We start from the raw sequence: 25,410 nt of genomic DNA, 5'->3' as shown, positions 1-25,410 counted from the left end.
TGAGGCGCTGTTACCACAGCGCCAGGGTGTAGCCGACGATCAGGCGGTTCTCGTCCAGGGCATTGGTCAGGCCGTTGCCGGAACGGAAGGTGACGTTGCGCCAGCGCAGGCTGACGTTTTTCAACGGACCGCTCTGGATCACGTAGGCGAGGTCGGTGTCGCGTTCGCGTTCGCGCTCGCGGCCGTTGTCGATGCCCGCGGCCTTGGCGTGGCGGCCGTCGGTGTAGCGGGTCATGAAGGTCAGGCCGGGGATGCCGAGGGCGGCGAAGTCGTAGTCGTAGCGGGCCTGCCAGGAGTCGAGGCCGGCGCGGGTGAAGGTGTTGTAGGTGACCAGGTTGACGGTGTACGGGTCGCCGCCATTGAGGAACGGGAAGGCGCTGTCGCCGGACATCTGCTGGAAGGTGCCGCTGAACTTGTGGGCCCCCACTGCGAGGGTGAACATGCCGTTGAAGTTGCGGTTGTCGATGCGCCCGGCGCGCTCGGCGCCGTCGCCACGGCTGTCGAAGTAGCGCAGGTCGCTGCGCAGGCTCATGCCTTCGGCCAGCGGCAAGGTGTGGACCAGGCCGACATACTGCTGGCGGTAGATCTCTTCCAGCTTGGCGTAGTAGTAGGTCACCGCCAGTTGCGGGCTGAACGCGTAGGTGCCGCCGCCGAAGTCGAAGTGGTCGCTGGTGGCGGCGCCGTAGCCGATATCGTCGTTGCTCGACGAGTCGCGCAGGTTGGCCTTGGTCAGGCGCCCGCCATTGACGGTCAGGCCGTCGATCTCCTGGCTGGTGAGGAGCCCGCCCTTGAAGGTGGAGGCCAGCAGGCGCGTATCGTTGTAGGTCACCACCGGCAGCAGCGGTTGCAGGGTGCCGAGGCGCAGCACGCTTTTCGACAGGCGCACCTTGGCGGTCAGGCCCAGTTCGCTGTAGTCGTCGGCCGGTTCCAGGCTGTTGCGGCCGTAAGGCAGCAGGCCGGTACCGCGGTGGTCGCGGCTGGAGTCCAGCTTGATGCCCAGTTGGCCCATGGCATCCACGCCAAAGCCGAGGGTGCCGTCGGTGAAGCCGGACTCCAGTTTGGCGGTGAAGCCCTGGGCCCATTCCTCGGCCTTGGATTGCGGCGCGTTGTCCTGGCGGAAATCGCGGTTGATGTAGTGGTTGCGCAGTTCGATTTTTGCGTGGCTGTCCTCGACGAAGTCGGCCATGGCAGGGGCGCAGGCGAGGGGCAGGGTGATTCCGGCCAGAAGGCGAATGGGGTTCATTGTTGTTATTCCCGCGTCGATTCTTGTTTTAGTGTTTGCTGGCACCGGCAGCGCCGATACCGGTCATGGAGCGGATGAACTGCGCCAGGTAGCGGCCGCGTTCCTCGCTGGCCTGGGCCGAGCGGTCGGTGACCGAGAACGCCCAGGCGCAGAAGAACGCCATGCTCATGGAGAACAGCGCCGGGTTGCTGTAGGGGAACAGCGCCTTGTCGTGATGCAGCACGTTGACCCACACCACCGGGCTCAGCACCAGCAGCACCACCGCCGACACCAGACCGCCCATGCTGCCGGCCACTGCGCCGCGGGTGGTCAGGCCTTTCCAGAACATCGACAGGAACAGCACCGGGAAATTGACCGAGGCCGCGATGGCCAGCACCAGGCCGGAGAGGAAGGCGATGTTCTGTGACTCGAAGGCCAGGCCCAGGAGGATGGCCAGCACGCCGATCACCAGGGTGGCGATGCGCGACACGCGGATCTCTTCCTGTTCGGTGGCCTTGCCTTTGCGCATCACGCAGGCATACAGGTCATGGGACACCGCCGACGCGCCGGACAACGCCAGGCCAGCGACCACAGCGAGGATGGTGGCGAAAGCCACGGCCGAGATGAAACCGAGGAACAGGTTGCCACCCACGGCTTGCGCCAGGTGCACGGCGATCATGTTGCCGCCACCGATGATCGCGCCGCTGGCGTCGCGGTACGCAGGCTCTGTACCGACCATGACGATGGCGCCGAAGCCGATGACGATCAGCAGCAGGTAGAAGTAACCGATGAAGCCGGTGGCGTAGAACACCGATTTGCGCGCTTCCTTGGCGTCGCTGACGGTGAAGAAGCGCATCAGGATGTGCGGCAGGCCGGCGGTACCGAACATCATGCCCAGCCCCAGGGAAATCGCGTCCACCGGGTTCGACAGCAATCCGCCAGGCGCCATGATCGCGGTGCCTTTGGCGTGAACGGCGGTGGCGCTGGCGAACATCGCCTCGGTGCTGAAACCGAAGTGCTTGAGCACCATGAAGGCCATGAAGGTGGTGCCCGACAGCAGCATCACCGCCTTGATGATCTGCACCCAGGTGGTGGCGAGCATGCCGCCGAAGGTCACGTAGAACACCATCAGCACGCCCACCAGGATCACCGCGTAGAGGTAGCTGATGCCGAACAGCAGCTCGATCAGCTTGCCCGCACCGACCATCTGCGCCACCAGGTACAGCAGCGCCACGGTCAGGGTGCCGAAGGCCGAGGTCAGGCGTACCGGCGTCTGCGAGAGACGGTAGGACACCACGTCGGCGAAGGTGTACTTGCCCAGGTTGCGCAGGCGCTCGGCGATCAGGAACAGGATGATCGGCCAGCCGGCGAGTACGCCGAGGGCGTAGAGCAGGCCGTCGTAGCCGTTGAGGAACATCATCGCCGAGATGCCGAGGAAGGATGCGGCGCTGATCATGTCGCCGGCAATCGCCAGCCCGTTCTGCATCCCGGTCAGGCCGCCGCCCGCGGTGTAGAAATCGCTGGCCGAGCGGGTGCGCAGCGCAGCCCAGCGGGTCACGCCGAGGGTGAAGACGACGAACAGCAGGAACATGCCGATGGCGGTCCAGTTCATTGCGCGCACTCCTGCTTGACCTTGTCGTTGAGCGGATCGAGGACGTTGTTGGCGCGGTACACGTAGATACCGGTGAGGCCGAACGACACCAGCACGATCAGCACGCCCACCAGCATGCCCACGGTGGTGACCCCACCGCTGAGGGACTGGCCCAGGGTGCTGGGGGAAAAGGCCACGAGCAGGACGAAGCCGTAGTAGATCACCAGCATGGCAGCGGTCAGCGTGCCGTTGAGGCGGCGCTTGCGCCGGACCAGTTGCTGGAAGTCGGGGTTGTTGCTGATGGATTCGATATGACTGGGCGTCATGGTGTGGGCGCTCTCTTGATCTTGTTGTAGTTGTTGTGTCGTTCACGCTTGGGGTGTTGCTTTGCTCTTTCGGGCCTCATCGCTGGCTTGCCAGCGATGAGGCCGGAGCCGGTTCAGAGCTGATCGAAATCCAGCACCACCCGCTCGCTCACCGGGTAGCTCTGGCACGACAGCACATACCCGGCCGCCACTTCGTAGTCTTCCAGGGCATGGTTGCTGTCCATTTCCACTTCGCCCTCGATGACCTTGCACTTGCAGGTGGAACAGACCCCGGCCTTGCACGACCACGGCAGTTCGGCACCGATGGCGTTACCGGCCTCCAGCACGCTGACGGTGTTGCGCGGCAGGTCGAAGGACAGGGCGCGACCGTCGCTGATCACCGTCACCTGGCTCAGCGCCGTGTCCACCTGGCGCGCCGCTTCGCGGGCCTGGCGGCGCTGCTCGTTGCCGGCGGTGGCAAACAGCTCGAAGTGGATGCGCTCCGCTGTCAGGCCCCTGGCCTTGAGTGCATCGCGTACGGTCTCGGTCATTTCCTGCGGGCCGCAGATGAAGGCGGCGTCGAGGTTCGGCACATCGAGCCAGCGGCTGAACAGTTGTTCGCACTTGGCGGCATCGATACGGCCGTTGTAGAGGTCGATGTCCTGTTGTTCGCGGCTGAACACGAAGATCAGGTTGAGCCGTTGCAGGTAGCGGTTCTTCAGGTCTTCCAGTTGTTCGCGAAACAGCGCGGCGCCGCTGGCACGGTTGCCGTAGAGCAGGGTGACGCGGCTGTCCGGCTCGGCTTCCAGGGTGCTCTTGACGATGGACAGGATCGGCGTGATGCCGCTGCCCGCCGCGACGGCGAGGTAATGCCCCTGGCGCGCCGGGTCGAGGGCGACATGGAAGCTGCCGGACGGCGGCATCACGTCGAGCACGTCACCGGCGGCCAGGGTCTCGTTGGCGAAGGCGGAGAAGCGTCCGCCGGCGACTTTCTTCACCGCCACCCGCAGTTCACCGTCGTTGATGCCGGTGCAGATCGAGTAGGAGCGGCGCACTTCTTCGTCGTCCAGGTGAGTGCGCAGCACCAGGTACTGGCCCTGGGTGAAGCGGAAGGTTTCGCGAAGGTCTCCCGGCACGTCGAACAGGATCGACACGGCGTCGCGGGTTTCGCTGCGGACTTGCTTGACGGTCAGGCTGTGGAACTGGCTCATGGTGGTTCTCCATCAGTCGCGGCGTGCCGCGCTCAGATGCATTTGAAATAGTCGAAAGGCTCGCGGCAGTCGCAGCAGCGGTACAGCGCCTTGCAGGCGGTGGAACCGAACTGGCTGAGCAACTCGGTGTGCACGCTGCCGCACTGCGGACAGGCGATCACGTCGGTCTCGCCCAGCAGGCTGCGCTTGCTGCTGCTGCCCACCGGCGCGGCGATGCCGTAGGCCCGCAGCCGCTCGCGGCCTGTGGCGCTGATCCAGTCGGTGGTCCAGGCCGGGCTCAGTTGCCGGTTCAGCCGTGGTGCGGCAAAGCCGGCCTGTTCCAGGGCGCTGCGGATGTCCTGCTCGATCACTTCGGTGGCCGGGCAGCCGGAGTAGGTCGGGGTGACGGTCACTTGCAGGTGACCCTCGGCCCAATCCAGCTCGCGAACGATGCCCAGGTCCACCACGCTGACCACCGGCACTTCCGGGTCCATGACCTGTTCCAGCACCGTCCAGGCCTGGCTCAGGTCGTCGGCCCGGGGCGCGCGGGCGCCGCGGTCGCTGGCGATCAGCTCACCAGGTCGCATCGGGGTAGGCTCGCGGCAGGAACTGCATTTCCGCCAGCAGCAGTCCCAGGTGCTCGCTGTGCACGCCCTGGCGACCGCTGAGGTAGAAGTGGCTGGCAGGCTGTGGCACTGGCAGGCAGGCGCGCTCGAAGGTGGCCTCGACCTGATGCTGCCAGTCCAGCGCCACTTGCTCGGGGTTGCCGATCAGCCCGCCCTGGAACAGCCGCTGCTCGACGGCATCGGCATCCACCAGCTCGACGGTGAAGCGCCAGACCTGGGGCAGGGCGGCGAGCATGCGCCGGCGGCTTTCCTCGGTGCCGTCGCCCAGGCGCTCGACCCATTCTCCGGAGCGGCGCAGGTGATAGGTGACTTCCTTCAGCGCCTTGGCGGCGATGCCCTGCACGCGCTCGTCGCCGGAACGGCACAGGCCCTGGAGCACGGCAAAGTGCCAGGCGTCGTAGAAGAACTGCTTGAGGATGGTCACCGCGTAGTCGCCGTTGGGTTGTTCCACCAGCAGCAGGTTGCGGTAGGCGCGTTCGTCGCGGCGGAACACCAGGTGGTCGGCATCGCGCCCGTCATCGGCCAGTTCCGCGGCGTACTCCAGCCAGTTGCGCGCCTGGCCGACCAGGTCGAGGCCGACGTTCATCAGTGCCAGTTCCTCTTCCAGTGCCGGAGCCCGGCCGCACCACTGGCACAGGCGCTGGGCCTGGACCATGGCGCTGTCGCCCAGGCGCAGCAGGTACTGGATCAGGTCTGCGTTCGTGGCAGCGCTCATCACATGTGCCCCACTTCGGCGGGCAGCTCGTAGAAGCTGGCGTGACGGTAGATCTTGTCGTCGGACGGGGCGAACAGCGGGTCTTTTTCGTCCGGCGACGAGGCGGTGATCAGCGCCGATGGCACCACCCAGAGGCTCACGCCTTCGTTGCGGCGGGTGTACAGCTCGCGGGCGTTCTCAATGGCCATCGCCGCGTCGGCGGCATGTACGCTGCCGACGTGCTTGTGGTTGAGCCCGTGCTTGCTGCGCACGAAGACTTCGAAAAGGGTCCATTCGGACATGGCGGGTTCTCCTGTCAGGCGGCGGTCAGGCGGCGTTCTTGTTGTGTTTTTTGCGGGCGTGGGCGACGGCGGCTTCGCGTACCCAGGCACCGTCTTCGATGGCCTGGCGGCGGGTGGCGATGCGCTCCTGGTTGCACGGGCCGTTACCCTTGAGCACTTCGTGGAACTCGTCCCACTGGATCTGGCCGAAGTCGTAATGGCCGCGCTCGGCGTTCCACTTCAGTTCCGGATCCGGGGCGGTGCAGCCCAGCAGTTCCAGTTGCGGCACGGTCTGGTCGATGAAGCGCTGGCGCAGTTCGTCGTTGCTCTGGCGCTTGATCTTCCAGGCCATCGACTGGGCGCTGTTGGGCGAGTGTTCGTCGCTGGGGCCGAACATCATCAGCGACGGCCACCACAGCCGGTTGATGGCGTCCTGGACCATGTCCTTCTGCGCCTGGGTGCCCTCGCGAATCATGGTCAGCAGCAGCTCGTAGCCCTGGCGCTGGTGGAAGCTCTCTTCCTTGCAGATGCGGATCATCGCCCGCGAGTAGGGGCCGTAGCTGGTGCGCTGCAGCACCACCTGGTTGACGATGGCGGCGCCATCCACCAGCCAGCCCACCGCGCCGATATCGGCCCAGCTCAGGGTCGGGTAGTTGAAAATGCTGGAATACTTGGCTTTTCCGCTGTGAAGCTTCTCTATTTCTGTATCGCGATCAGCGCCCAGGGTTTCCATGGCGCTGTACAGGTACAGGCCGTGGCCGGCTTCGTCCTGAATCTTCGCCATCAGTTGCAGCTTGCGCTTGAGGCTCGGGGCGCGCGTCACCCAGTTGCCTTCCGGCAGCATGCCGACGATCTCGGAGTGGGCATGCTGGGAAATCTGCCGGATCAGCGTCTGGCGGTAGGCATCGGGCATCCAGTTCTTGGCTTCGATCTTGATCTCGGCGTCGATGCGCTCCTGGAAGGCGCGTTCTTGTTCGGACATCTCTTCGAGGGTCTTGAGGCGCTTGACGCCGGTTTCGACCAGTTGTGCGTACATGTGGGGTCTCCCGCCTTTTTATCGTGGGCTTTGGGGCGTGGGAACAGTTATAAGTGATACAAAACCAAATATCAAACACAAAAAATGGTGTCGTAATTGTTTTTTGTATCGGATCGGATGAATGGGCGGGGGTTGCATTACCTACCAATGGTATCTACCTTTGGTATGTAGAAATTCACTCTCAACACCTGGAGTCCTTCCATGCGCGCACTGATCGTCGTTGCCCATCCCGACCCCGAGTCGCTGACCCATCGCGTCGCCGCCGAACTGGCCAGGGGCGTGGCGGAAAACCACAGCGTCGAAATCGCCGACCTGGCGGCAGAGGGTTTCGATCCGCGCTTCAATCCGGATGACCTGGCAGGCTTTCGCAACGTGGCCGCGCAGCCGGCGGAGGTCCTCGCCGAACAGGCGCGAATCGACAGGGCCGATGCGCTGGTGCTGGTGTATCCGGTGTACTGGTGGTCGTTTCCGGGGCTGCTCAAGGGCTGGATCGACCGGGTGTTCACCAATGGCTGGGCCTACGATCAGAACGAGCAGGGGCTGTTGCAGCGCCTGCCGGTGCATCTGGTCGCGCTCGCCGGCGCCGGCCCGCGCACTTACGACAAGCACGGGTATTCGGTCGCCATGCATACCCAGATCGAGCACGGCATCTTTGGCTATTGCGGCGCCCGGGTGGCATCCTCGACGCTGTTGACCCAGGCGGACGCGGGATTCCCCCAAGGCCATTTCGACACGGCGCTGCGCCTGGGGCGCGAGCTGTTCAGTCACAGGAGATGATGCATGAGCGACACCCGCAAGCGCCTGACCCGGGAGCAACGTCTTGAGCAGTTGCTGGACGTGGCCCGGCAACTGATCGCCGAAGAGGGCACCGATGCCCTGAGCCTGGGTCGGCTGGCCGAGGCGGCGGGCATCACCAAGCCGACCGTGTACGACCATTTCGGCACCCGGGAAGGGCTGCTGACCGCGCTTTACCAGGATTTCGAAGTGCGGCAGAACCTGCTGATCGACACCGCCATGACGGCCGGCGAGGCCACGCTCGCCGGCAAGGCACGGGCGATCGCCGACAGCTACGTCGATTGCGTGCTGGCCGAAGGGCGGGAGATTCCTGGTGTGCTGGCGGCACTGGAAGGCTCGCCGGAGCTGGTGCGGCTCAAGCGCGAGTGCCAGTTGGCGTTTCTTGGCAAATGCCGGGCAGTGCTGGCGCCGTTTGCCGGGGAACTGTCCACGGCAGGCCTATGGGGCATGCTGGGCGCGGCGGATGCGTTGTCCGCTGCTGCGGTGGCCGGGGAAATCGACCACGGGCAGGCGCGAGGGGAGTTGTTCGAGGTGATTGTCGGACTGGTGGAAAGGCACAAATCCAGGTAGGAGCGGCTTTAGCCGCGATTGGGCGCGAAGCGGCCATAAAACCTGAATCCACGATACGCCTGCCAGGCCGCAGAATCAGGTTTTACGACGGCTGCGCCGCCGATCGCGGCGGTCCGGCGTTCCGGTAAATCCGCTCACACAAGCCGGGCGCTACACCGCCTGCTTGCGCTTGTCATACACATGACAAGCCTTGCCCTCCGAGCGTTTGATCGAGTACGCCGGCTGCAGGACGATCCGCGAGCTGATGCCGATGTGGGTCTTGATGTGCCGGCTCAGTTCCGAACACACCTCTTTTTGCTGCGCTTCGCCCAGGTGCTGGTGCTCGCCGCGCAGTTCAACGTGGATGTCGATGCTGTCGAGGTTGCCGTTGCGGTACAGGTGGATCTCGTAGCACTCCGACAGTTGTTTCACCTTCAGTACCTGTTCCTCGACCTGGGTCGGGAACACGTTGACGCCGCGGATGATCAGCATGTCGTCGCTGCGCCCGGTGATCTTGTCGATGCGCCGCATCGGCCGCGCCGTGCCCGGCAGCAGGCGGGTCAGGTCGCGGGTGCGGTAGCGCACCATCGGCAGGGCTTCCTTGCTCAGGGTAGTGAACACCAGTTCGCCCAGCTCGCCGTCCGGCAGCACCTCGCCGGTGACCGGGTCGATGATCTCGGGGTAGAAATGGTCTTCCCACACGGTCGGGCCGTCACGGCTCTCGGCGCACTCCATGGCCACGCCCGGCCCCATGATTTCCGACAGGCCGTAGATATCCAGGGCGGTGATGCCCATGCGCGCCTCGATCGAGGCCCGCAGTTCCGGGGTCCAGGGCTCGGCGCCGAAGATGCCCAGGCGCAGCGCCAGTTTGTGCGGGTCGATGCCCTGGCGTTCGATCTCGTCGGCCAGGTTGAGCATGTACGACGGCGTGACCATGATGATGTCGGGCTGGAAGTCGCGGATCAGTTGCACCTGTTTCTCGGTCTGGCCGCCGGACATGGGGATCACGGTGCAGCCCAGGCGCTCGGCGCCGTAGTGGGCGCCCAGGCCGCCGGTGAACAGGCCATAGCCATAGGACACATGCACCTTGTCGCCCTTGCGTCCCCCGGCGGCGCGGATCGAGCGGGCGACAAGGTCGGCCCAGGTGTCGATGTCCTTCTGGGTATAACCGACCACGGTCGGCTTGCCGGTGGTGCCGCTGGAAGCATGCAGGCGCACGATGTCGTGCTGCGGCACGGCGAACATGCCGAAGGGGTAGTTGTCGCGCAGGTCGTTCTTCACCGTGAAGGGGAAGCGTGCCAGGTCTTCGAAACTGTTCAGGTCGGAAGGATGAACGCCCAGTTCATCGAAACGCTGCCGGTACATCGGCACGTTCTGGTAAGCGTGTTCCAGGCTCCAGCGCAGGCGTTGCAACTGGTGGGCGCGCAGTTCGTCGACACTGGCGGTTTCCATCGGGTCGAGCACGGAAGCGGGAGAGAGCTGCATGTTCATGGGTTCACTCTGAATGTTGTTGTTGTCTACGGCCGGCACGTCGGCCCGAGTGCATGGCGCCAGCATAACCCGGCGCCGTGGAGTGTTCAGCGTTCAGTTGTCGAGGCGTTCGATGATCATCGCCAGCCCCTGGCCGACGCCGATGCACAGGGTGCACAGGGCGTAACGGCCGTTGCGGTGTTCCAGCTCATGCAGCGCGGTGGTGACCAGTCGCGCGCCGCTCATGCCCAGTGGGTGACCGAGGGCGATGGCGCCGCCGTTGGGGTTGACCCGTGGATCGTCGTCGGCCACGCCCAGTTCGCGCAGCACCGCCAGCCCTTGGGCGGCGAAGGCTTCATTGAGTTCGATGACGTCCATGTCGGCCAGGGCCAGGTTGGCGATTTCCAGCACCTTGCGGGTCGCCGGCACCGGGCCGATGCCCATGATCCGCGGCTCCACGCCGGCGCTGGCCATCGCCACCACCCGGCCACGGGCCTTGAGGCCGTTGCGGCGGGCCGCCTCGCTGCTGGCCAGCAACAGTGCACAGGCGCCGTCGTTGACCCCGGAGGCGTTGCCGGCGGTGACGCTGCCACCGGCGCGGAACGGCGTGCCGAGGCGTTGCAGTTGTTCGAGGGTGGTGTCGGCGCGGGGATGTTCGTCCTGCTCGACCACCTTGTCCGGACCTTTGCGCTGGGGGATGCGTACCGGCACGATTTCTTCGGCCAGGCGACCACTGGCCTGGGCGGCACCGGCGCGCTGCTGGCTGCGCAGGGCAAAGGCGTCCTGGTCGGCGCGGCTGATGTTGAACTGCTCGGCCACGTTCTCGGCGGTCTCCGGCATGCTGTCGATGCCGTACTGTTGCTGCATCAGCGGATTGACGAAGCGCCAGCCGATGGTGGTGTCGAAGATTTCCGCCTGGCGCGAGAACGCCTGTTCGGCCTTGCCCATCACCAGCGGTGCGCGGGACATCGATTCGACACCGCCGGCCAGCACCAGCCCGGCTTCGCCGCAGCGGATCGCCCGTGCCGCGGTGCCCACCGCTTCCAGCCCGGAAGCGCAGAGGCGGTTGAGGGTCACGCCCGGCACGCTGGTCGGCAGGCCGGCCAGCAGTGCCGACATGCGTGCCACGTTGCGGTTGTCTTCGCCGGCCTGGTTGGCGCAGCCGTAGACCACGTCGTCCACCTGGCTCCAGTCAACCTGCGGGTGGCGTTCCATCAGGGCGCGCAGCGGCACCGCGCCAAGGTCGTCGGCGCGTACGCCGCTCAGGGCGCCGGCGTAGCGCCCGATGGGCGTGCGCACGGCGTCGATGATCAGGGCATCAGTCATTTCAGGGTCTCCGGTTCGAGCACGCTGCCGCGTACCTGGTAGGACTTGCCGCGAAACAGCGCGATCAGCTTGCCGTGCTGGTTCTCGATGCGGACGTCATAGGTGCCGGTGCGCTTGCCCCGGCTCAGTTCGGTGCACTCGGCGGTCAGGGTGTCATCGAGAAACGCCGGGGCGATGTACTCGATGCTGCAGCCCTGGGCCACGGTGGCGTCGTTGTGGCTGTTGCAGGCGAAGGCGAAGGCCGAATCGGCCAGGGCGAACAGAAAGCCGCCGTGGCAGGTGCCGTGGCCTTGCAGCATGTCGGCGCGCACGCTCATGCCGACCCGCGCCGTGCCCGGGCCGCTGGCCAGCAGGCGCATGCCCAGGCCTTGGCTCGCGGCATCGCGGTCGAACAGGGCCTGGGCGCAACGGCTGGCCAGATCCAGACGGTCATTCATGAAAGCGTGCTCCTTCGGCCAGTTGCCGGCGCAGTTGCAGGGACGGGCGATAGCGTTCCTCGCCATAGGCCGCTTGCAGGTGGTCGAGCACGGTCACCAGGGTGGCGGCGCCCAGTTGATCGGCCCAGGCCAGCGGGCCTTGCGGGTAATTGACCCCGGCGCGCATCGCCAGGTCGATGTCGGCGGCCGAGGCCACCCCTTGCAGCAGGGCGTCGGCGGCTTCGTTGGCGAGCATGGCGACGGTGCGCAGCACGCACAGCGCCGGGCTGTCCCGCAGGGGCGTGACGTTGATGCCGGCGGCGCCGAGCAAGGCAACCACCTGGTCCACGGCATGGGGCGATGTGCCCGCGGCCCAACTGATGCCCAGGCGCGTGCAGCGGCGGTAATCCAGAGCCAGGTCGAGCAGGACCAGGTCGTTCAATCCCTCGTCAGCGGCGCGCTGGCTCGCCAGGCGCCCGTCACTCAGGGCCAGGCTGGCCTCGCCGACCCGCAGCAGGCCGCGCCCGGCGCGACGGCTGACGCTCACGCCCTGTTGTGCCAGTCGCTCCAGCAGCGGCTGCAACAGGCCGGCTTCGCCTTCGACGATCACCGCCGGAACAGCGGCGTTGCTGGTGAGCACAGCGGCATCCGGGCGGATTGCGCCTTCGCGGTAGTCATAGAAGCCACGGCCGCTCTTGCGGCCGAAGTGACCGGCGTCCACCAGCTCCTTCTGGATCTGCGAGGGCTGGAAACGCATGTCCTGGTAATAGGCCTCGAACACCGAGCAGGTCACCGCGTAGTTGACGTCGTGGCCGATCAGGTCGGTGAGCTCGAAGGCGCCCATGGCAAAGCCGCCGGCCTCACGCAGCAGGGCGTCGAGGCTGGCGCAGTCCGCGGCGCCTTCCTGCAGCAGGCGCAGGCTTTCGGCGTAGAACGGCCGGGCCACGCGGTTGACAATGAAACCGGGGGTGGAGCGCGCCAGCACCGGCTGCTTGCCCCAGGCCAGCGCGGTGGCCAGTACCCGTGCAGCGACGTTCGGGTCGGTGGCCAGGCCCTTGATCACTTCCACCAGCGCCATCACCGGCGCCGGATTGAAGAAGTGCATGCCCACCAGCCGTTCGGGGTGATTCATGCCGGCGCCGAGGCGGGTGATGGAGATCGACGAGGTGTTGCTGGCGAGGATGCAGTCCGCAGCGCAGACGGCTTCCAGTTGCCGCAGCAGGGCCTGCTTGATCTCCAGGTTCTCGACGATGGCTTCGATCACCAGGCCCGCGTCGGCCAGTTGTTCCAGGCTGTTGGCAGGCGCCAGCGCGGCGATGCACGCCTCGCGGGCCTCGGCGCTGAGCTTGCCGTTGGCGACCCGCCGGGCCAGTTGCTTGCCGATGCCGTCGATGGCCTGGGCGGCTGCGCCCTCGCGGTTGTCGTAGAGCCAGACCCGGTGCCCGGCGCTGGCTGCCACCTGGGCGATGCCGGCGCCCATGGCGCCGGCGCCGATCACGGCGATGGCGACGTTCGTGTTCAGTGCGCTCATCGACTCAATACCCCTTGAACTGCGGCGCGCGTTTTTCCATGAAGGCGGCGACGCCCTCACGGTAGTCCTCGCTGCGTCCGGCCAGGCGTTGCAGGTCGCGTTCGAGGGTCAGTTGCTGCTCGAAGCTGTTGTCGAGGCTGGCGTGCAGGCTGCGCTTGATCAGGCCCAGGCCGTAGGTCGGCTGGGTGGCGAGCTGGCGGGCGAGGGCGATGGCCTGGTCGCGCAGTTCGGCGTCGTCCACCACGCGATAGATCAGGCCCCACTCCAGCGCCTGTTCGGCACTCAGGCGTTCGCCCAGCAGCGTCAGCGCCTTGGCCCGGGCCATGCCCACCAGGCGCGGCAAGGCCCAGGTGCCGGCGGAGTCGGGGATCAGGCCGATCTTGCAGAAGGCCTGGATAAAGCTCGCCGAGCGGGCCGCCATTACCAGATCGCAGGCCAGCGGGATGTTCGCTCCGGCCCCGGCGGCCACGCCGTTGACCGCGCAGATCACCGGGATCGGCAGCTCGCGCAGGGTGCGGATCAGCGGGTTGTAGAACCGCTCGATGGACAGGCCCAGGTCCGGCATTTCTGCGCCGGGCGCAACGTTGCGGTCGCTCAGGTCCTGTCCTGCGCAGAAACCACGGCCTTCGCCGGTCAGCAGCAGCACGCGGACATCGCCGTTGTTCTGCACGGTCTTGAGGGCGTCACGCACCTCCTGGTGCATGAGGGTGTTGAAGCTGTTGAGCTGCTCGGGACGGTTCAGGCTCAGGGTCGCGACCCCGGCCTCGATGGAAAACAGGATGTGCTGGTAACTCATGGTAGGTCCTCTTAGCAGCCCTTGAAGTCGGCCGGACGTTTTTCCTGGAAGGCGCGGATGCCTTCGTTGCGGTCGGCAGTGCCGGCCAGCAGGGTGAATGCGTGACGTTCGAAGCGCAGGCCGCTGGCCAGGTCCAGGTCCTGGGCCTTGAGCAGCGCTTCCTTGGCCAGGCGCACCGCCAGCGGCGCCTTGGCGGCGATGCGCTGGGCGATCTGCAGGGCGCGTTCGACGGTGAGTTCGGGTTGGGTGATTTCGCTGACCAGCCCGGCGTCGAGGGCACGGCGGGCGCTGATGGATTCGCCGGCCAGAACCATCTGCATCGCCAGCGATTTGCCCACCGCCCGCAGCAGGCGCTGGGTGCCGCCGGCGCCGGGCATGATCCCGAGGTTGATTTCCGGCTGGCCGAACTGGGCGTCTTCGCCGGCGATGAGGATGTCGGCGTGCATCGCCAGTTCGCAGCCACCGCCCAGGGCGTAGCCGTTGACGGCGGCGATCAGCGGTTTGGGGAACTGGGTGATGCGCTGCCAGTAGCCCTGGCGCGGGTCGTCGAGCATGCCGACGAGGTCGCGCTCGGCCATTTCGTTGAGGTCGGCGCCCGCGGCGAAGGCCTTGCGGCTGCCTGTGATGACCACGGCGCGCACGTCCGGGTCGTCGGCGCAGCGTTGCAGTTCGTCCGCCAGTTCGCCCAGCAGCTCGGTGGTCAGGGCGTTCAGTGCATGTGGACGATGCAGGGTGATCAGGCGCGTGGCCTGATGCGCCTGCACCACAAGGGTGTTCGGCATCACGACTTCCTCGCAAGGCTCGCCGGGCCCGTGGGCCGGCGTTTTATTGTTGGACGGGCTCGATGGCCCTTTCGCCAAAGTATAGGCATAATGCGATACAGAAAAACAACATCACTAACAAAATGATGTGTCTAATACTGGTTTGTGGTGTTGGTTAAGCTGCGTTATTACTGAGATCTACACCGTGTAGAGCGATTCTGATAACTGCCTGTTGCGTATCGAATTGGAGTGATTTGTCATGACTTGTTACAGCATCGATGGCCTGACCCCGGTGGTTCATCCCACGGCCTATGTGCATCCGTCGGCGGTCCTGATCGGCGACGTGATCGTCGGCCCGCACTGCTACATCGGCCCGCTGGCGGCGCTGCGCGGCGACTTCGGACGGATCGTCCTGGAGGAGGGCGCCAACCTGCAGGACACCTGCGTCATGCACGGTTTTCCGGCCAGCGACACGGTGGTGGAGCGCAACGGCCATGTCGGCCACGGCGCGGTGCTGCATGGCTGCCGGGTGGGAGAAGACGCACTGATCGGGATGAACGCGGTGGTGCTGGACAACGCCCATATCGCGCCGCGCTGCATCGTGTCGGCCGGGGCGCTGGTCAAGGCCGGCTTCCACTGCGAAGAGCAATCGCTGGTGCTGGGTTCGCCGGCAAAAGTGACACGGCGTCTGAGCGACGACGAGGTGGCCTGGAAACAGACCGGCACCCGGGCCTACCAGCAACTGACCCGGCGCTGCCTGGAAACCATGCGCGAGTGCCAGCCGCTGAGTGAAATCGAGGACGGTCGTGGTCGCTACCGCGATGACGCGGTACGCCCGAAAGTACCGGGCGGCGCCTGAATTCTTGCGCGCGTCTGCATGGTCATGCCGAGGGCGCGCGGGTATATTTCTTCCTTTTTCGACCGGAACGCCTATGTCGTCCCTCACACCGCTCGACCACCTGATCGACCGCTTCCAGCAGCAGACGCCGATTCGTGCCAGTTCCCTGATCATCACCCTCTATGGCGATGCCATCGAACCCCGTGGCGGTACCGTATGGCTGGGCAGCCTGATCCAGTTGCTCGAACCCATGGGCATCAACGAACGGCTGATCCGCACCTCGATCTTCCGCCTGACCAAGGAAAACTGGCTGACCGCCGAGAAGGTCGGCCGGCGCAGCTACTACAGCCTCACCGGTACCGGGCGGCGGCGTTTCGAGAAAGCTTTCAAACGGGTCTACGCGGCCAACCCGCCGGCCTGGGACGGTTCCTGGTGCCTGGCGGTGCTGACCCAACTGCCCCAGGACAAGCGCAAGGTCGTTCGCGAAGAGCTGGAGTGGCAGGGCTTCGGTGCCATTTCGCCGGGGGTGCTGGGCTGTCCGCGCTGTGACCGGGCCGATGTCAACGCCACCCTGGTGGACCTCGGCGCCCAGGAAGACACCATCCTCTTCGAAACCACCGCCCAGGACGTGCTGGCCTCCAAAGCTCTGCGCATGCAGGTGCGCGAGAGCTGGAAAATCGACGAACTGGCGGCCCACTACAGCGAGTTCATCCAGTTGTTCCGGCCCTTGTGGCAAAGCCTCAAGGAGCAGGACAGCCTCGACCCGAAAGCCTGTTTCCTCGCCCGCGTGCTGCTGATCCACGAGTACCGCAAGCTGTTGCTGCGTGATCCGCAATTGCCCGACGAACTGCTGCCGGGCGACTGGGAAGGTCGCGCCGCCCGGCAGTTGTGCCGCAACATCTACCGCCTGATCCATGGCGCGGCGGAGCAGTGGCTGGAAGCGGCGATGGAAACCGCCGACGGGCCGTTGCCGGAGGCCGGGGAAGGTTTCTACAAGCGCTTTGGCGGGCTGGCCTGACTCACAGTCCCGCCACCTGCCGCTCGCGGTGGTCCAGTGGCAGCAACTGCCCGGGCATGTCTTCCAGCAAGCGCCGCGTATAGTCGCTGGCCGGCCGCTCGAATACCTGCTCGGTAGGCCCCTGGTCCACCAGCCGGCCCTGGCTCATCACCAGCACCTGATCGCTGATGCCGCGTACGGTGGCAAGGTCGTGGGAGATGAACAGGTAGGTCAGGCCCAGTTCCTGTTGCAACCGTTGCAACAGATCCAGCACCTGCGCCTGGACCGGCGCGTCCAATGCCGACAGCGGTTCGTCCAGCACCAGCAGTTCCGGCTGCGCCGCCAGCGCGCGGGCGATGGCAACCCGCTGCCGCTGCCCGCCGGACAACTGGCCCGGCCGGCGCCTGAGCAGTTCTGCGGACAGGCCGACCCGCTCCAGCAGCTCCAGCACCCGTGACGGATGATCCCGTCGCTCGCCCAGGCCGAACGCCCGCAGCGGTTCGCTGATGATTTCCAGCAGGTCGTGCCGCGGATCCAGGGCGGCCCAGGGGTTCTGGTAGACCAGTTGCACTCGCCGTCGATAGCCATGCAACTGCTTGCGGCCGGCACCGAGGACTTCCTCGCCGGCAAAACGCACACTGCCGGCGCTGGCCTGCTCCAGGGCGAGAATGATCCGCGCCGTGGTGGATTTGCCCGAACCGGACTCGCCCACCAGGCTGGTGGTGGTGCCCCGTTGCAGGCTGAAGCTGACATGCTCCACCGCCGCCGGACCGTGGCGGTTGAAGCGGCGTTGCAGGCCGGTGACCTGCAACAGCGGCTCGCCCTTTACGGTGGCGGGGGCTGCCCTGCGTTGTTGCAGCCGGGCCAGCGGCGAGGCCTGGAGCAACTGGCGGGTATAAGGGTGCTGCGGCGCATGCCACAGCTGCGAAGGCGTGCCACTTTCCAGCAGGCGGCCGTGGCGCATCACCAGGATACGGTCGGCGCGGTCCAGGGCCACCGCCAGGTCGTGGGTGATCAGCAACAGGCTGCTGCCGCGCTCGCGTACCAGTTGTTGCAGGCGGTCGAGAATCTGCCGCTGCACTCTGACATCCAGGGCGCTGGTAGGCTCGTCAGCGATCAGCAGCGGCGGATCGTTGGCCAGGGCGATGGCGATCAGCACCCGCTGGCACATGCCGCCGGACAGCTCATGGGGATAGCACGTGAGCAACTGTTCGGGCGTTTTCAGGCCCACTTGATGCAGCAGCGTCACGGCCCGTGCTGCGGCCTCGCGGCGGGGCACGCCATGGACGGTCATGGCTTCGGTCAGTTGCGCGCCGATGGTCTTTACCGGGTCCAGGGACGTCCCCGGATCCTGCGGCACGAAGCCCACCAGGCGGCCGCGGCGCGAACGCCAGTCGCGCTCGATCAGGTGCTCGAGTGACTGGCCCTGCAGCCACACCTGACCTTGTTGCAACACCCCCGGCGGCAGTAGTCCGGCAAGGGCCGCGGCGGTGGTGGACTTGCCCGAACCGGACTCGCCGACCAGGCAAACGATTTCGCCGGCGGCGATGTCCAGGTCCAGGCCCTCGACGGCGGCCTGCCGGCTGCCGGGATACTCGACGCCGAACTGGCGGATACGAACCAGTGGTGCACTCATCATGCGTCTCCCTGAAGACGTTGCAGGCTGCGGGCCAGTTGCTGGGTAGCGAGGACCACCGCCGCCACCACCAGCCCCGGCAGGGTGGTGTACCACCAGGCCACCACCATGTAGTTGCGCCCTTCGGCGATCAGCAGGCCCCATTCCGGTTGTGGCGGCGGCGCGCCGAAGCCGAGGAAACTCAGTGCCGACACCGCCAGCACGGCACTGGCGAATTCCAGCGCGGCCAAGGCCAGCAGCGGCCCGGCGGCGTGAGGCAGGACGTGCCGCCAGAGGTTGGTCCAGGGGCCGACGCCGGCCACCTGCGCCGCCTCGACGAAGGTGCGGCTGCGCCAGCGCAGCACTTCGCCACGGGCCAGACGGGCGAAAATCGCCACCGACGACAGGCCCACCGCCAGGGCGATTTCCAGGGTGCCGAAGCCCAGCGCGGTGACGATGGCCATCGCCAGCAGCAGCGCCGGTATCGACATCAGCACCTCCACCAGCACCGCCAGCACCCGGTCGGCGACCCCGCCGAACCAGCCGGCGATGCCGCCCAGCAGGCTGCCGGCCAGCAAGGCGATCAGCACCGCGATGCTGGTGGCCTGCAGCGACAGTGCTGCGCCGTACACGCAGCGGGCGTAGAGGTCGCGGCCCAGATGGTCGGTGCCGAACCAGTGCCGCGCCGAAGGGCCTTGCAGGGTCTGGGTCGGGTCGGCCAGCAGCGGGTCGGCGCTGGTAAAGAGGCCCGGCCAGAAGGCCCAGCCCAGCACCAGGAGGAACAGCGCGAGACTCAGTGCCACTGACAGCCCGGGCCAGCGCAACGGACGGGCGAAGGCGTAAGCAGGTTGCAGGATCATGGACGGCTCCCTTGGCGGATGCGCGGGTCGAGCAGCGGATAGAGCAGGTCGGTCACCAGGTTGGTCAGCACGTACAGCGCCGCAGCCAGCAGCACCACGCCCTGGACCACGGCGATGTCCTGGCTGGCGACGGCGGCCTGGGCCAGCCGGCCGATGCCGTCGCGGGAGAACACCGTCTCGGTGACCACCGCGCCGGCCAGCAGGTTGCCAAGCAGCGTGCCGCTCAGGCTCAGCAGCGGGATCGCCGCGTTGTGCAGGATGTGCCCGCAGAGCAGCCGCCACGGCCCGACGCCTTTACTGCGCAGGGCCTGGACGAAGGGCTGCTGGCTGACGCTGGCGATGGAGCGGCCGAGCACCTGGGCGATCATCGCCGCGCAGGGCAGGGCCAGGGTCACTGCCGGCAACACCAGGCTGGCGAGGCCGTGCTCGCCCATGGCCGGCAGCCAGTGCAAGCGGAACGAAAACAGTTGCAGCAGCACCAGCCCGACCCAGAAGGTCGGCAGCGACACCACCAGCGCCGGCGCATTGTGCAGGGCGTTCTGCAACGGCCGGCGCCGCACCTGATGCGCGGCCAGTGCCAGGCCGACGCCCAGTGGCAGTGCCAGCAGCAGGGCGGCGACCGCCAGGGCCAGGGTCGAGGGCAGCGCTGCCGCGAGCGCCTGGGCCACCGGCTTGCCGGTCTGCAGCGAGGTGCCGAGGTCCAGTTGCAGCAGCCGCCACAAGGCGCCGCCGTACTGTTGCCAGAGGCTGCCGTCGAGGTGATAGCGGGCGCGCAGCTCGGCGACCCTGGCCGGGTCCACCGCCCCCGGTTCGCCGCTTTGCGCCAGCAGGATCGCCACCGGATCGCCCGGCAGCGCGTAGAGGATGGCGAACGACAGGCTGAAGGCGGCCCACAGCACCAGCAGCGCCTGGGCCGGACGCCAGATCAGCGCATGGCGATTGGTCGAAATGCTCATGGCTCAATGGCTCCCAGGTTGTGCCAGCCAGGTGTCGTAGAACTGCAGGCGGGTCGAGGCTTCGTAATGCAGGCCGCGCACCACGTCACGGAACGCCGTCACCGTGGCGGCTTCTACCAGCGGGATCACATGGCCCTGGTCCAGCAGGTCACTGGCAGCCTGCTGGATCAGGGCGCCGCGTTTCTGCCCGTCGAGGCTGACTGCCGACTCCAGCAGGGTCTGGTCCAGAGGCGCGGGGCCGCGCACGTTGACGTTGCGGCCGCTGGAGAGGAACACGGTGCGCAGCACGTCCGGGTCGGCGCGGGTCAGGTTGAAGAACCACAGCTCGTAGTTGAGCGAGGTCTGCAACAGGCTGACCTGGCCGATGGTGGACTTGTTCAGGCGCAGCTCCACCCCGATCTGGCGCAGTTGCTGCTGGACCAGTTCCAGCACCGGGGTGGTGGCTTGCCAGTAGTCGAGGGCGAAGCTCAGGCGCTTGCCGTCGCGCTGGCGCCAGCCGTCGGCGCCTTTCGTCCAGCCAGCCGCGTCGAGCAACTGGCCGGCACCTTGCGGGTCATAGGTGAGGCTGGCGCTCAGGTCCTGGTAGTAGGGTGTGCTGCTGGCGAGCACCGAGCTGGCCGGCTTCTGGTAGCGCGAGATCACGCCCTTGAACTGGCTGCGGTCGATGGCCTTGTTCAGCGCCCGGCGCACATTCACCTCATCCAGCGGCGGGCGGGATTCGTTGGGGGTCAGGTTGAAGACGATGCCGGGGTTGGGCCGGGCGATGGAGGGCACGCCCTGGGCGTCGAGCACCGCTTCGTCCTGCACCGGCACGCTGGTGTTCACGTCGATCTGCCCGGACAGCAGGCTGCCCAGGCGCACACCGGATTCCGGCAGGATGTGGAACTCGATGGCATCCAGCCAGGCGCGGCCCTTGTGTTCGGCCAGGGACGAGGGCCAGGCGTAGTCGGTGCGGGCTTCGATGCGCACGACCTTGTTGTGTTCGAAGCGCTTCACGCTGAACGGTCCGGAGCCCACCAGCGCGCCCTGGCAGCGCTCCTCGGCGGTGCGTTTCAGGGTGGCCGGCGAGAGCAGGCCCAGGCTCATGGTCGAGCTGGCCTGGAGGAACTGGGCGTTGGCCTGCTTGAAGTTGACCCGTACGCTCAGCGGCCCGGTGACGTCCACCGACTCCAGCCCCGCCAGATACGTGCCAGCCAGTTGCGCCAGGGCGCCGAGGGCGACGATGGCATCGAAGTTGGCCTTGACCGCTGCCGCATCCAGCACCGCACCGTCGGCGAAGGTCACGCCTTCGCGCAGGTGGAAGGTGAACTGCCGCGAGTCGTCGCTGACCTCCCAGCGCTCCGCCAGCCAGGGCACGATCTCGGCGGTTTGCGGATCCTGGTCGGTCAGCGAGTCCACCAGTTGCCGGCCGACGTTGAGGGCGGTGTTGTTGCCCGCCTGCTGCGGGTCGATGCAGTTGGGGTCACCGTCGAACGCTACCCGCAGCACGCCACCGGTCTGCGGCTGTGTCGGGGCTGCGCTGTTGGCCTGCTGCCCGGATGGGTGATCGCAACCGGCGAGGGCCAGCGCGATGGCCAGGCTGAGTGAAGCCAAAGGTCGAGACATGGGCGCTCCTTAGAAAAAGCGGTTGGTGCGATAGGGCAGGCCGAGGTTTTCCCGCAGGGTGCTGCCGGCGTACTCGCGCTGGAACAGGCCGCGGCGTTGCAGCTCTGGCACCACACCGTCGACGAAGTCGTCGATGGCCGAATGCAGGCCGCTGAACATGATGTTGAAACCGTCGGCGGCGCCGGCTTCGAACCAGGCCTGGAGGTCGTCGGCGATGCTCTGGGGTGTGCCGATGAGGATGCGGTGGCCGCCGGACGTCAGTTGGTTGAACAACTGGCGCACGGTCGGGCGCTCGCGGCGGATCAGGTCGAACACCAGCTTCTGCCGGCTCTGGTGGGTATTGGTGGTAAACGCTTCCGGTGGCAGTGGCACGATCTCGTCGAACGGCAGTTCGGAGAGGTCGTAGCCGAGGCTGACGAACTTCGAAATCGAACTGAGAAACGCCTTGGGCTCCAGCAGTTCCTGTTGGCGGTCGTACTTGGCCTGGGCTTCGGCGAGGGTCTTGCCAACCACGGGCGAGACGCCGGGAAGGATCTTCAGCTCATTGGCGCCCCGGCCAAACGCGGCGGCGGCCGCCTTGGTTTCGTCGTAGAAGGCGAGGCCCTGCTCGATCGTGTGCTGGGCCGTGAAGATCAGTTCACCGACCCGCGCCGCCAGGCGCTTGCCCGCCACCGAGGCGCCGGCCTGGGCGACCACCGGATGGCCCTGGGGCGAACGCGCGACGTTGAGCGGACCGCGGACCTGGAAGTGCTCGCCCTGGTAATCGAGAACATGCAGCTTGTCGATATCCAGCCAGGTGCCGCTGGCCTTGTCCTGGACGAAGGCATCGTCGGCCCAGCTGTCCCACAGCCCGCTGACCACGTCGTAGAACTCTTCGGCGCGGGCGTAGCGGTCGTCGTGCTCGACATGGTCCTGGCGGTTGAAGTTCTCGCCGCCGCCCAGTGACGTCACCAGGTTCCAGCCGGCGCGACCGCCGCTGAGGTGGTCCAGGGCCGCATATTTGCGTGCCACGTTGTAGGGCTCGTCGTAGGTGGTGCTGGCGGTGGCGATCAGGCCGATATGGCGGGTGCTGGCGGCCAGCGCCGGGGCGAGGATCAGCGGATCCCAGCGCACGCTGTTGGGGCCGCGCTGCACGGCCAGGTCGAGCTTGACGTCGAGGGTGTCGTTGAAGAACAGCGAGTGGAAGCGTCCGGCTTCCAGCTTGCGGGCGATGTACTGGTAGTGCTCCAGGCTCTTGAAGGTGTCCAGCGGTGCTTCCGGCAAGCGCCAGGCGCTGCCGCTGAGAGTACCGGGGATAAAGGCGCCGAGTACGAACTGGCCTTGGCTCATGGTGAGGCTCCTGGCGCCCGCCGACGACGGCGGGCGCGGTGGTCGGTGGGGTCAGAAGTTGTAGGCGATGCGGGTGTACCAGAAGCCGCCGTACGGATCGAACGGCGAGATCGAGCCGAATTTCGGGAAGCCGTTGACGTCACCGGCCGGGAACGCATTGTTATCAGCGCGAACGTCGAACAGGTTGTTGGCGCCCACGGCGATATCGAAGTTGTCGGTCAGGGCGTAGGCCACTTCCAGGTCGGTCAGCCACTTGGCGCCGTAGGTCACGTCGTAGTTGGGGTTGGCGTCGAGGGCGACCACCTTGTCGTAGCGGGTCAGGCCGGCATTGATGGTGAAGCGGTCGATCTGCCAGTTGGCGCTGAGGATCAGCTTGGTCTTGGGGTTGGCCACGGTGAGGTAGCCCTGGGCGACGCGGTCGAACAGTTCCAGGTTGTTGCCGGCGGCCTTGAGGGCGGCCGGGGTTTCCTTGATGTCGTCGATCTCGGTCTTGTTGTAGTTGAAGCCGACGCCGTACTTGACCCGGCCGAATTGGCCGTAGTCGACCCGGTAGTCGGCCACCAGGTCGATGCCGCGGGTGGTGGTGTCGGCGGCGTTGGTGAAGTACTTGATGCGGTAGCCGGGCTTGTAGCCGTTGGCGACCAGCGCCTGGTCGACACCGTTGCCGTAGAGGAAGCCGGTGAGGGCGATACGGTCGCGGATCTCGATCTGGTAGGCGTCGAGGGTCACGCTGGCGTTTGGCAACGGTTGCCAGGTCAGGCCGAGGCTGATGTTGCGCGATTTCTCCGGGGTCAGGTCTTCGGCGCCGAGGGCGCGGGCCAGGGCGGAATCGACCCGTGCGGTCTTGGCTTCGACGAACTGCGCCACGCCGTTGACCGTGGTGTACTGGTTGGCGGTCTGGGCATACACCGACTGCGACAGCGACGGTGCGCGGAAGCCGTTGCTGATCGTCCCGCGCAGGGCGAAGGTCGGGGTGAAGTCGTAGCGCGCGGAGAACTTGCCGCTGCGGGTGTTGCCGCTGCTGTCGTCGTATTTCTCGAAGCGTCCGGCCACGCCGATCCAGAGCTTTTCCGTGGGGTTGAGGCCCAGGTCGACATAGCTGGCGTAGCTGTTGCGGCTGAGCTGGCCTTCGTCCTCGGGGGTGAGGGTGATCGCGCCCTGGGCGCCCACGGAACCGGGTTGTCCGGCCAACGGACCGCTGGGGTAGATATAGCCGCCATTGATGTACGAGAGCGGGTCGTCCGACTCGGTCTTGTAGCGCTCGTGGCGATGCTCCAGGCCCCAGGACACTTGCAGCGGCTTGGCAAGGCCCACCTCGAAGGCGCGGGTCAGGTCGAGGTTGCTGGTCCACTGGTCGAAGTAGTTGGTGTAGGTGTCGAAGCGGGTCGGGCTGGACGGGCCGAGGGAGGCGTTGAGGGTTTCGTCGGCGCCGGCCTGGCCTTTGTCGCGGCCGAAGGTGGAGCTGAGGTCCCAGTGCCAGTCGGCGATCTCGCCCTTGCCGCCGACGGCGGCCTGGTAGTCGGTTTCTTCCAGTGTGTAGAAGGGCGCCGTGCCGTCGGGGTAGATCTCGGGAATGATGTTGGTGGAGTTGGGCCGGCGGTAGTTCTGCCCGCCCCGGGCATCGCGCTTGCTGTAGGTGGAGAACGAATACAGGGTCAGGTCGTCGTTCACCGGCAGTTCGGCGTTGTAGGACAGGTTGATGGCCTTGATCTTCGGCAGGCCGTTTTTCTGCACTTCGCGGTCGGCGGTGGCGTTGCGCGGGTCGCCGGCAAAATACAGGTTGCCGGTGGCCTCGCGGGAGCGGGTGGCGGTCTGCACCGACTTGGCGTCCAGCGCGTAGTTGAAGAAGCCGCCACTGTCGCCCAGGGCCAGGCCCTGGTTGAGGGTCTGGCGCAGGTTGCCGCCGTCGCCCTTGTAATACTCGCCGTACTGGGTGCTGACCGAGCCGCCGTTGTCCTTCTGCTTGAGAATGATGTTGATCACCCCGGCGATGGCGTCGGAGCCGTATTGCGCCGAGGCGCCGTCGCGCAGCACCTCGACATGGTCGATGGCGCTGATGGGGATCAGGTCCAGGTCCACCGGGTTGGTGCCGTAGGCGGCGGTGGAATCGAGGTTGATCACCGCGCTGTTGTGGCGGCGCTTGCCGTTGACCAATACCAGCACGTTGGAGCCGTTGAGGCCGCGCAGGCTGTAGGGGCGGGCGATGCTGTCGTTGGAGGTGCCGGAGGGGCGCTGGGAGAACGACGGCAGGGCCTTCTGCAGGGCGCCGCGCAGGCTCGATTCACCGGTTTTTTCCAGTTGGCTGCTGTCGATCACATCGATCGGCGCCGGGCTGCTGGTGACGGTACGCACTTCACTGCCCCGCGAGCCGGTGACGATCACCGTGTCGAGGGCGGTGTCTTTCTCCGCGGCGATGGCCAGCGGGGTGAGCAGGTAACCGGCGAACAGCGCCGGTGCCAGCGATAACGGGGTGAACACAGACTTCATGGTTGTTCCTTGGGTTCGATTGGCAGGTCAGGCCCTGGATGTGCGATCGAACGGGCTCTCATAGGGTGTTTCACGCATCACAGGCGCAGCCGGGCCCGCGCAAGGTCCGTTGCTTGCGTGGCTGGCGTGCCTGT

At 66.5% G+C, this 25,410-nt stretch carries 23 protein-coding genes and 1 pseudogene; 4 read left to right on the top strand and 20 right to left on the bottom strand.

What is annotated here, in order from left to right:
* Positions 1-10 precede the first annotated feature (10 nt).
* The 8 genes and pseudogenes from AC05QJ_RS18595 to paaA all read right to left on the bottom strand — a co-directional run bounded on the left by AC05QJ_RS18595 (position 11) and on the right by paaA (position 6,945).
* The gene (locus tag AC05QJ_RS18595) at positions 11-1,243 is read right to left on the bottom strand and encodes an OprD family porin (RefSeq protein ID WP_476742759.1); all 1,233 of its coding nucleotides are present in this window, start codon (positions 1,241-1,243) and stop codon (positions 11-13) included.
* Positions 1,244-1,271: 28 nt separating this feature from the next.
* Positions 1,272-2,840: pseudogene (locus tag AC05QJ_RS18590) on the bottom strand (cation acetate symporter); the annotation flags it as partial.
* On the bottom strand, positions 2,831-3,139 hold the full coding sequence (locus AC05QJ_RS18585) for a DUF485 domain-containing protein (RefSeq protein WP_428584257.1): 309 nt from the start codon (positions 3,137-3,139) through the stop codon (positions 2,831-2,833). The pseudogene AC05QJ_RS18590 and the gene AC05QJ_RS18585, both read right to left, overlap by 10 nt.
* A 113-nt stretch (positions 3,140-3,252) precedes the next feature.
* A complete protein-coding gene (gene paaE / locus AC05QJ_RS18580) occupies positions 3,253-4,329 on the bottom strand; it encodes a 1,2-phenylacetyl-CoA epoxidase subunit PaaE (protein WP_476742758.1) in 1,077 nt (358 codons plus the stop codon).
* A gap of 32 nt (positions 4,330-4,361) precedes the next feature.
* Complete coding sequence (gene paaD, locus AC05QJ_RS18575) at positions 4,362-4,895, bottom strand: 1,2-phenylacetyl-CoA epoxidase subunit PaaD (RefSeq protein ID WP_476742757.1); 534 nt, start codon at positions 4,893-4,895, stop codon at positions 4,362-4,364.
* Complete coding sequence (gene paaC, locus AC05QJ_RS18570) at positions 4,882-5,649, bottom strand: 1,2-phenylacetyl-CoA epoxidase subunit PaaC (RefSeq protein WP_476742756.1); 768 nt, start codon at positions 5,647-5,649, stop codon at positions 4,882-4,884. Before paaC ends, paaD begins: the two co-directional genes overlap by 14 nt.
* On the bottom strand, positions 5,649-5,930 hold the full coding sequence (gene paaB / locus AC05QJ_RS18565; RefSeq protein ID WP_476742755.1) for a 1,2-phenylacetyl-CoA epoxidase subunit PaaB: 282 nt from the start codon (positions 5,928-5,930) through the stop codon (positions 5,649-5,651). The genes paaC and paaB overlap by 1 nt, the downstream gene beginning before the upstream one ends.
* Positions 5,931-5,955: 25 nt before the next feature.
* Positions 5,956-6,945 (bottom strand): 1,2-phenylacetyl-CoA epoxidase subunit PaaA, encoded by a 990-nt coding sequence (gene paaA, locus AC05QJ_RS18560; protein ID WP_476742754.1) that lies wholly within the window; start codon positions 6,943-6,945, stop codon positions 5,956-5,958.
* Between the two features lie 201 nt (positions 6,946-7,146).
* Here paaA and AC05QJ_RS18555 point away from each other — a divergent pair, with 201 nt between their 5' ends.
* Together AC05QJ_RS18555 and AC05QJ_RS18550 are read left to right on the top strand one after the other, a co-directional pair.
* Positions 7,147-7,722, top strand: coding sequence for an NAD(P)H-dependent oxidoreductase (locus tag AC05QJ_RS18555; protein ID WP_476742753.1), 576 nt, complete (start codon positions 7,147-7,149; stop codon positions 7,720-7,722).
* A gap of 3 nt (positions 7,723-7,725) precedes the next feature.
* Positions 7,726-8,310 carry a TetR/AcrR family transcriptional regulator gene (locus AC05QJ_RS18550; RefSeq protein ID WP_476742752.1) on the top strand — a complete coding sequence of 195 codons (585 nt, stop codon included), beginning with the start codon at positions 7,726-7,728 and terminating at the stop codon, positions 8,308-8,310.
* Between the two features lie 150 nt (positions 8,311-8,460).
* Here the strand turns inward: AC05QJ_RS18550 and paaK are convergent, their stop codons facing one another.
* The 6 genes from paaK to paaF form a co-directional block, all read right to left on the bottom strand.
* Complete coding sequence (paaK, locus tag AC05QJ_RS18545) at positions 8,461-9,780, bottom strand: phenylacetate--CoA ligase PaaK (protein WP_476742751.1); 1,320 nt, start codon at positions 9,778-9,780, stop codon at positions 8,461-8,463.
* A 93-nt stretch (positions 9,781-9,873) separates the two neighbouring features.
* On the bottom strand, positions 9,874-11,085 hold the full coding sequence (gene pcaF, locus AC05QJ_RS18540) for a 3-oxoadipyl-CoA thiolase (protein WP_476742750.1): 1,212 nt from the start codon (positions 11,083-11,085) through the stop codon (positions 9,874-9,876).
* On the bottom strand, positions 11,082-11,522 hold the full coding sequence (gene paaI / locus AC05QJ_RS18535; RefSeq protein WP_476742749.1) for a hydroxyphenylacetyl-CoA thioesterase PaaI: 441 nt from the start codon (positions 11,520-11,522) through the stop codon (positions 11,082-11,084). The genes pcaF and paaI overlap by 4 nt, the downstream gene beginning before the upstream one ends.
* Positions 11,515-13,032: a 3-hydroxyacyl-CoA dehydrogenase PaaH gene (gene paaH, locus AC05QJ_RS18530; protein WP_476742748.1), complete on the bottom strand. Its 1,518-nt coding sequence runs from the start codon at positions 13,030-13,032 to the stop codon at positions 11,515-11,517. Before paaH ends, paaI begins: the two co-directional genes overlap by 8 nt.
* Before the next feature lie 4 nt (positions 13,033-13,036).
* Positions 13,037-13,828 carry a 2-(1,2-epoxy-1,2-dihydrophenyl)acetyl-CoA isomerase PaaG gene (gene paaG, locus AC05QJ_RS18525; protein ID WP_476742747.1) on the bottom strand — a complete coding sequence of 264 codons (792 nt, stop codon included), beginning with the start codon at positions 13,826-13,828 and terminating at the stop codon, positions 13,037-13,039.
* An 11-nt stretch (positions 13,829-13,839) separates the two neighbouring features.
* Positions 13,840-14,610 carry a 2,3-dehydroadipyl-CoA hydratase PaaF gene (gene paaF / locus AC05QJ_RS18520; protein WP_476742746.1) on the bottom strand — a complete coding sequence of 257 codons (771 nt, stop codon included), beginning with the start codon at positions 14,608-14,610 and terminating at the stop codon, positions 13,840-13,842.
* Between the two features lie 238 nt (positions 14,611-14,848).
* Between paaF and paaY the strand changes: the two genes are divergently transcribed.
* Together paaY and paaX are read left to right on the top strand one after the other, a co-directional pair.
* Complete coding sequence (gene paaY / locus AC05QJ_RS18515; RefSeq protein ID WP_476742745.1) at positions 14,849-15,448, top strand: phenylacetic acid degradation protein PaaY; 600 nt, start codon at positions 14,849-14,851, stop codon at positions 15,446-15,448.
* Positions 15,449-15,521: 73 nt separating this feature from the next.
* The gene (paaX, locus tag AC05QJ_RS18510) at positions 15,522-16,445 is read left to right on the top strand and encodes a phenylacetic acid degradation operon negative regulatory protein PaaX (protein ID WP_476742744.1); all 924 of its coding nucleotides are present in this window, start codon (positions 15,522-15,524) and stop codon (positions 16,443-16,445) included.
* A 1-nt stretch (position 16,446) separates the two neighbouring features.
* Here paaX and AC05QJ_RS18505 read toward each other — a convergent pair whose 3' ends face one another.
* From AC05QJ_RS18505 to AC05QJ_RS18480, 6 genes are read right to left on the bottom strand one after another with little or no spacing between them, the layout of a single operon-like run.
* Complete coding sequence (locus AC05QJ_RS18505; protein WP_476742743.1) at positions 16,447-18,060, bottom strand: dipeptide ABC transporter ATP-binding protein; 1,614 nt, start codon at positions 18,058-18,060, stop codon at positions 16,447-16,449.
* Positions 18,060-18,899 (bottom strand): ABC transporter permease, encoded by an 840-nt coding sequence (locus AC05QJ_RS18500; protein WP_476742742.1) that lies wholly within the window; start codon positions 18,897-18,899, stop codon positions 18,060-18,062. The genes AC05QJ_RS18505 and AC05QJ_RS18500 overlap by 1 nt, the downstream gene beginning before the upstream one ends.
* Positions 18,896-19,855 (bottom strand): ABC transporter permease, encoded by a 960-nt coding sequence (locus AC05QJ_RS18495; protein ID WP_476742741.1) that lies wholly within the window; start codon positions 19,853-19,855, stop codon positions 18,896-18,898. The genes AC05QJ_RS18500 and AC05QJ_RS18495 overlap by 4 nt, the downstream gene beginning before the upstream one ends.
* A 3-nt stretch (positions 19,856-19,858) precedes the next feature.
* Complete coding sequence (locus tag AC05QJ_RS18490; protein ID WP_476742740.1) at positions 19,859-21,460, bottom strand: ABC transporter substrate-binding protein; 1,602 nt, start codon at positions 21,458-21,460, stop codon at positions 19,859-19,861.
* Positions 21,461-21,469: 9 nt separating this feature from the next.
* Entirely contained in the window at positions 21,470-22,789 is a 1,320-nt protein-coding gene (locus tag AC05QJ_RS18485; protein WP_476742739.1) for an LLM class flavin-dependent oxidoreductase, read from the bottom strand.
* Positions 22,790-22,840: 51 nt separating this feature from the next.
* Positions 22,841-25,276, bottom strand: coding sequence for a TonB-dependent receptor plug domain-containing protein (locus AC05QJ_RS18480; RefSeq protein ID WP_476742738.1), 2,436 nt, complete (start codon positions 25,274-25,276; stop codon positions 22,841-22,843).
* Positions 25,277-25,410: the final 134 nt, after the last annotated feature.

Source organism: Pseudomonas sp. TUM25319 (assembly GCF_056388475.1).
This window is presented reverse-complemented; position numbering and strand designations above follow the sequence as displayed.

Excerpts from the sequence above, each read along its gene's own strand:
- paaK (WP_476742751.1), bottom strand. The coding sequence starts at position 9,780 with ATGAACATGCAGCTCTCTCCCGCTTCCGTGCTCGACCCGATGGAAACC.
- AC05QJ_RS18595 (WP_476742759.1), bottom strand. The coding sequence starts at position 1,243 with ATGAACCCCATTCGCCTTCTGGCCGGAATCACCCTGCCCCTCGCCTGC.
- AC05QJ_RS18490 (WP_476742740.1), bottom strand. The coding sequence starts at position 21,460 with ATGTCTCGACCTTTGGCTTCACTCAGCCTGGCCATCGCGCTGGCCCTC.
- paaA (WP_476742754.1), bottom strand. The coding sequence starts at position 6,945 with ATGTACGCACAACTGGTCGAAACCGGCGTCAAGCGCCTCAAGACCCTC.
- pcaF (WP_476742750.1), bottom strand. The coding sequence starts at position 11,085 with ATGACTGATGCCCTGATCATCGACGCCGTGCGCACGCCCATCGGGCGC.
- paaG (WP_476742747.1), bottom strand. The coding sequence starts at position 13,828 with ATGAGTTACCAGCACATCCTGTTTTCCATCGAGGCCGGGGTCGCGACC.
- AC05QJ_RS18495 (WP_476742741.1), bottom strand. The coding sequence starts at position 19,855 with ATGAGCATTTCGACCAATCGCCATGCGCTGATCTGGCGTCCGGCCCAG.
- paaC (WP_476742756.1), bottom strand. The coding sequence starts at position 5,649 with ATGAGCGCTGCCACGAACGCAGACCTGATCCAGTACCTGCTGCGCCTG.
- paaD (WP_476742757.1), bottom strand. The coding sequence starts at position 4,895 with ATGCGACCTGGTGAGCTGATCGCCAGCGACCGCGGCGCCCGCGCGCCC.
- paaF (WP_476742746.1), bottom strand. The coding sequence starts at position 14,610 with ATGCCGAACACCCTTGTGGTGCAGGCGCATCAGGCCACGCGCCTGATC.
- AC05QJ_RS18550 (WP_476742752.1), top strand. The coding sequence starts at position 7,726 with ATGAGCGACACCCGCAAGCGCCTGACCCGGGAGCAACGTCTTGAGCAG.
- paaX (WP_476742744.1), top strand. The coding sequence starts at position 15,522 with ATGTCGTCCCTCACACCGCTCGACCACCTGATCGACCGCTTCCAGCAG.
- AC05QJ_RS18505 (WP_476742743.1), bottom strand. The coding sequence starts at position 18,060 with ATGAGTGCACCACTGGTTCGTATCCGCCAGTTCGGCGTCGAGTATCCC.
- AC05QJ_RS18555 (WP_476742753.1), top strand. The coding sequence starts at position 7,147 with ATGCGCGCACTGATCGTCGTTGCCCATCCCGACCCCGAGTCGCTGACC.
- paaB (WP_476742755.1), bottom strand. The coding sequence starts at position 5,930 with ATGTCCGAATGGACCCTTTTCGAAGTCTTCGTGCGCAGCAAGCACGGG.
- AC05QJ_RS18500 (WP_476742742.1), bottom strand. The coding sequence starts at position 18,899 with ATGATCCTGCAACCTGCTTACGCCTTCGCCCGTCCGTTGCGCTGGCCC.
- paaY (WP_476742745.1), top strand. The coding sequence starts at position 14,849 with ATGACTTGTTACAGCATCGATGGCCTGACCCCGGTGGTTCATCCCACG.
- paaI (WP_476742749.1), bottom strand. The coding sequence starts at position 11,522 with ATGAATGACCGTCTGGATCTGGCCAGCCGTTGCGCCCAGGCCCTGTTC.
- AC05QJ_RS18485 (WP_476742739.1), bottom strand. The coding sequence starts at position 22,789 with ATGAGCCAAGGCCAGTTCGTACTCGGCGCCTTTATCCCCGGTACTCTC.
- AC05QJ_RS18585 (WP_428584257.1), bottom strand. The coding sequence starts at position 3,139 with ATGACGCCCAGTCATATCGAATCCATCAGCAACAACCCCGACTTCCAG.
- AC05QJ_RS18480 (WP_476742738.1), bottom strand. The coding sequence starts at position 25,276 with ATGAAGTCTGTGTTCACCCCGTTATCGCTGGCACCGGCGCTGTTCGCC.
- paaE (WP_476742758.1), bottom strand. The coding sequence starts at position 4,329 with ATGAGCCAGTTCCACAGCCTGACCGTCAAGCAAGTCCGCAGCGAAACC.
- paaH (WP_476742748.1), bottom strand. The coding sequence starts at position 13,032 with ATGAGCGCACTGAACACGAACGTCGCCATCGCCGTGATCGGCGCCGGC.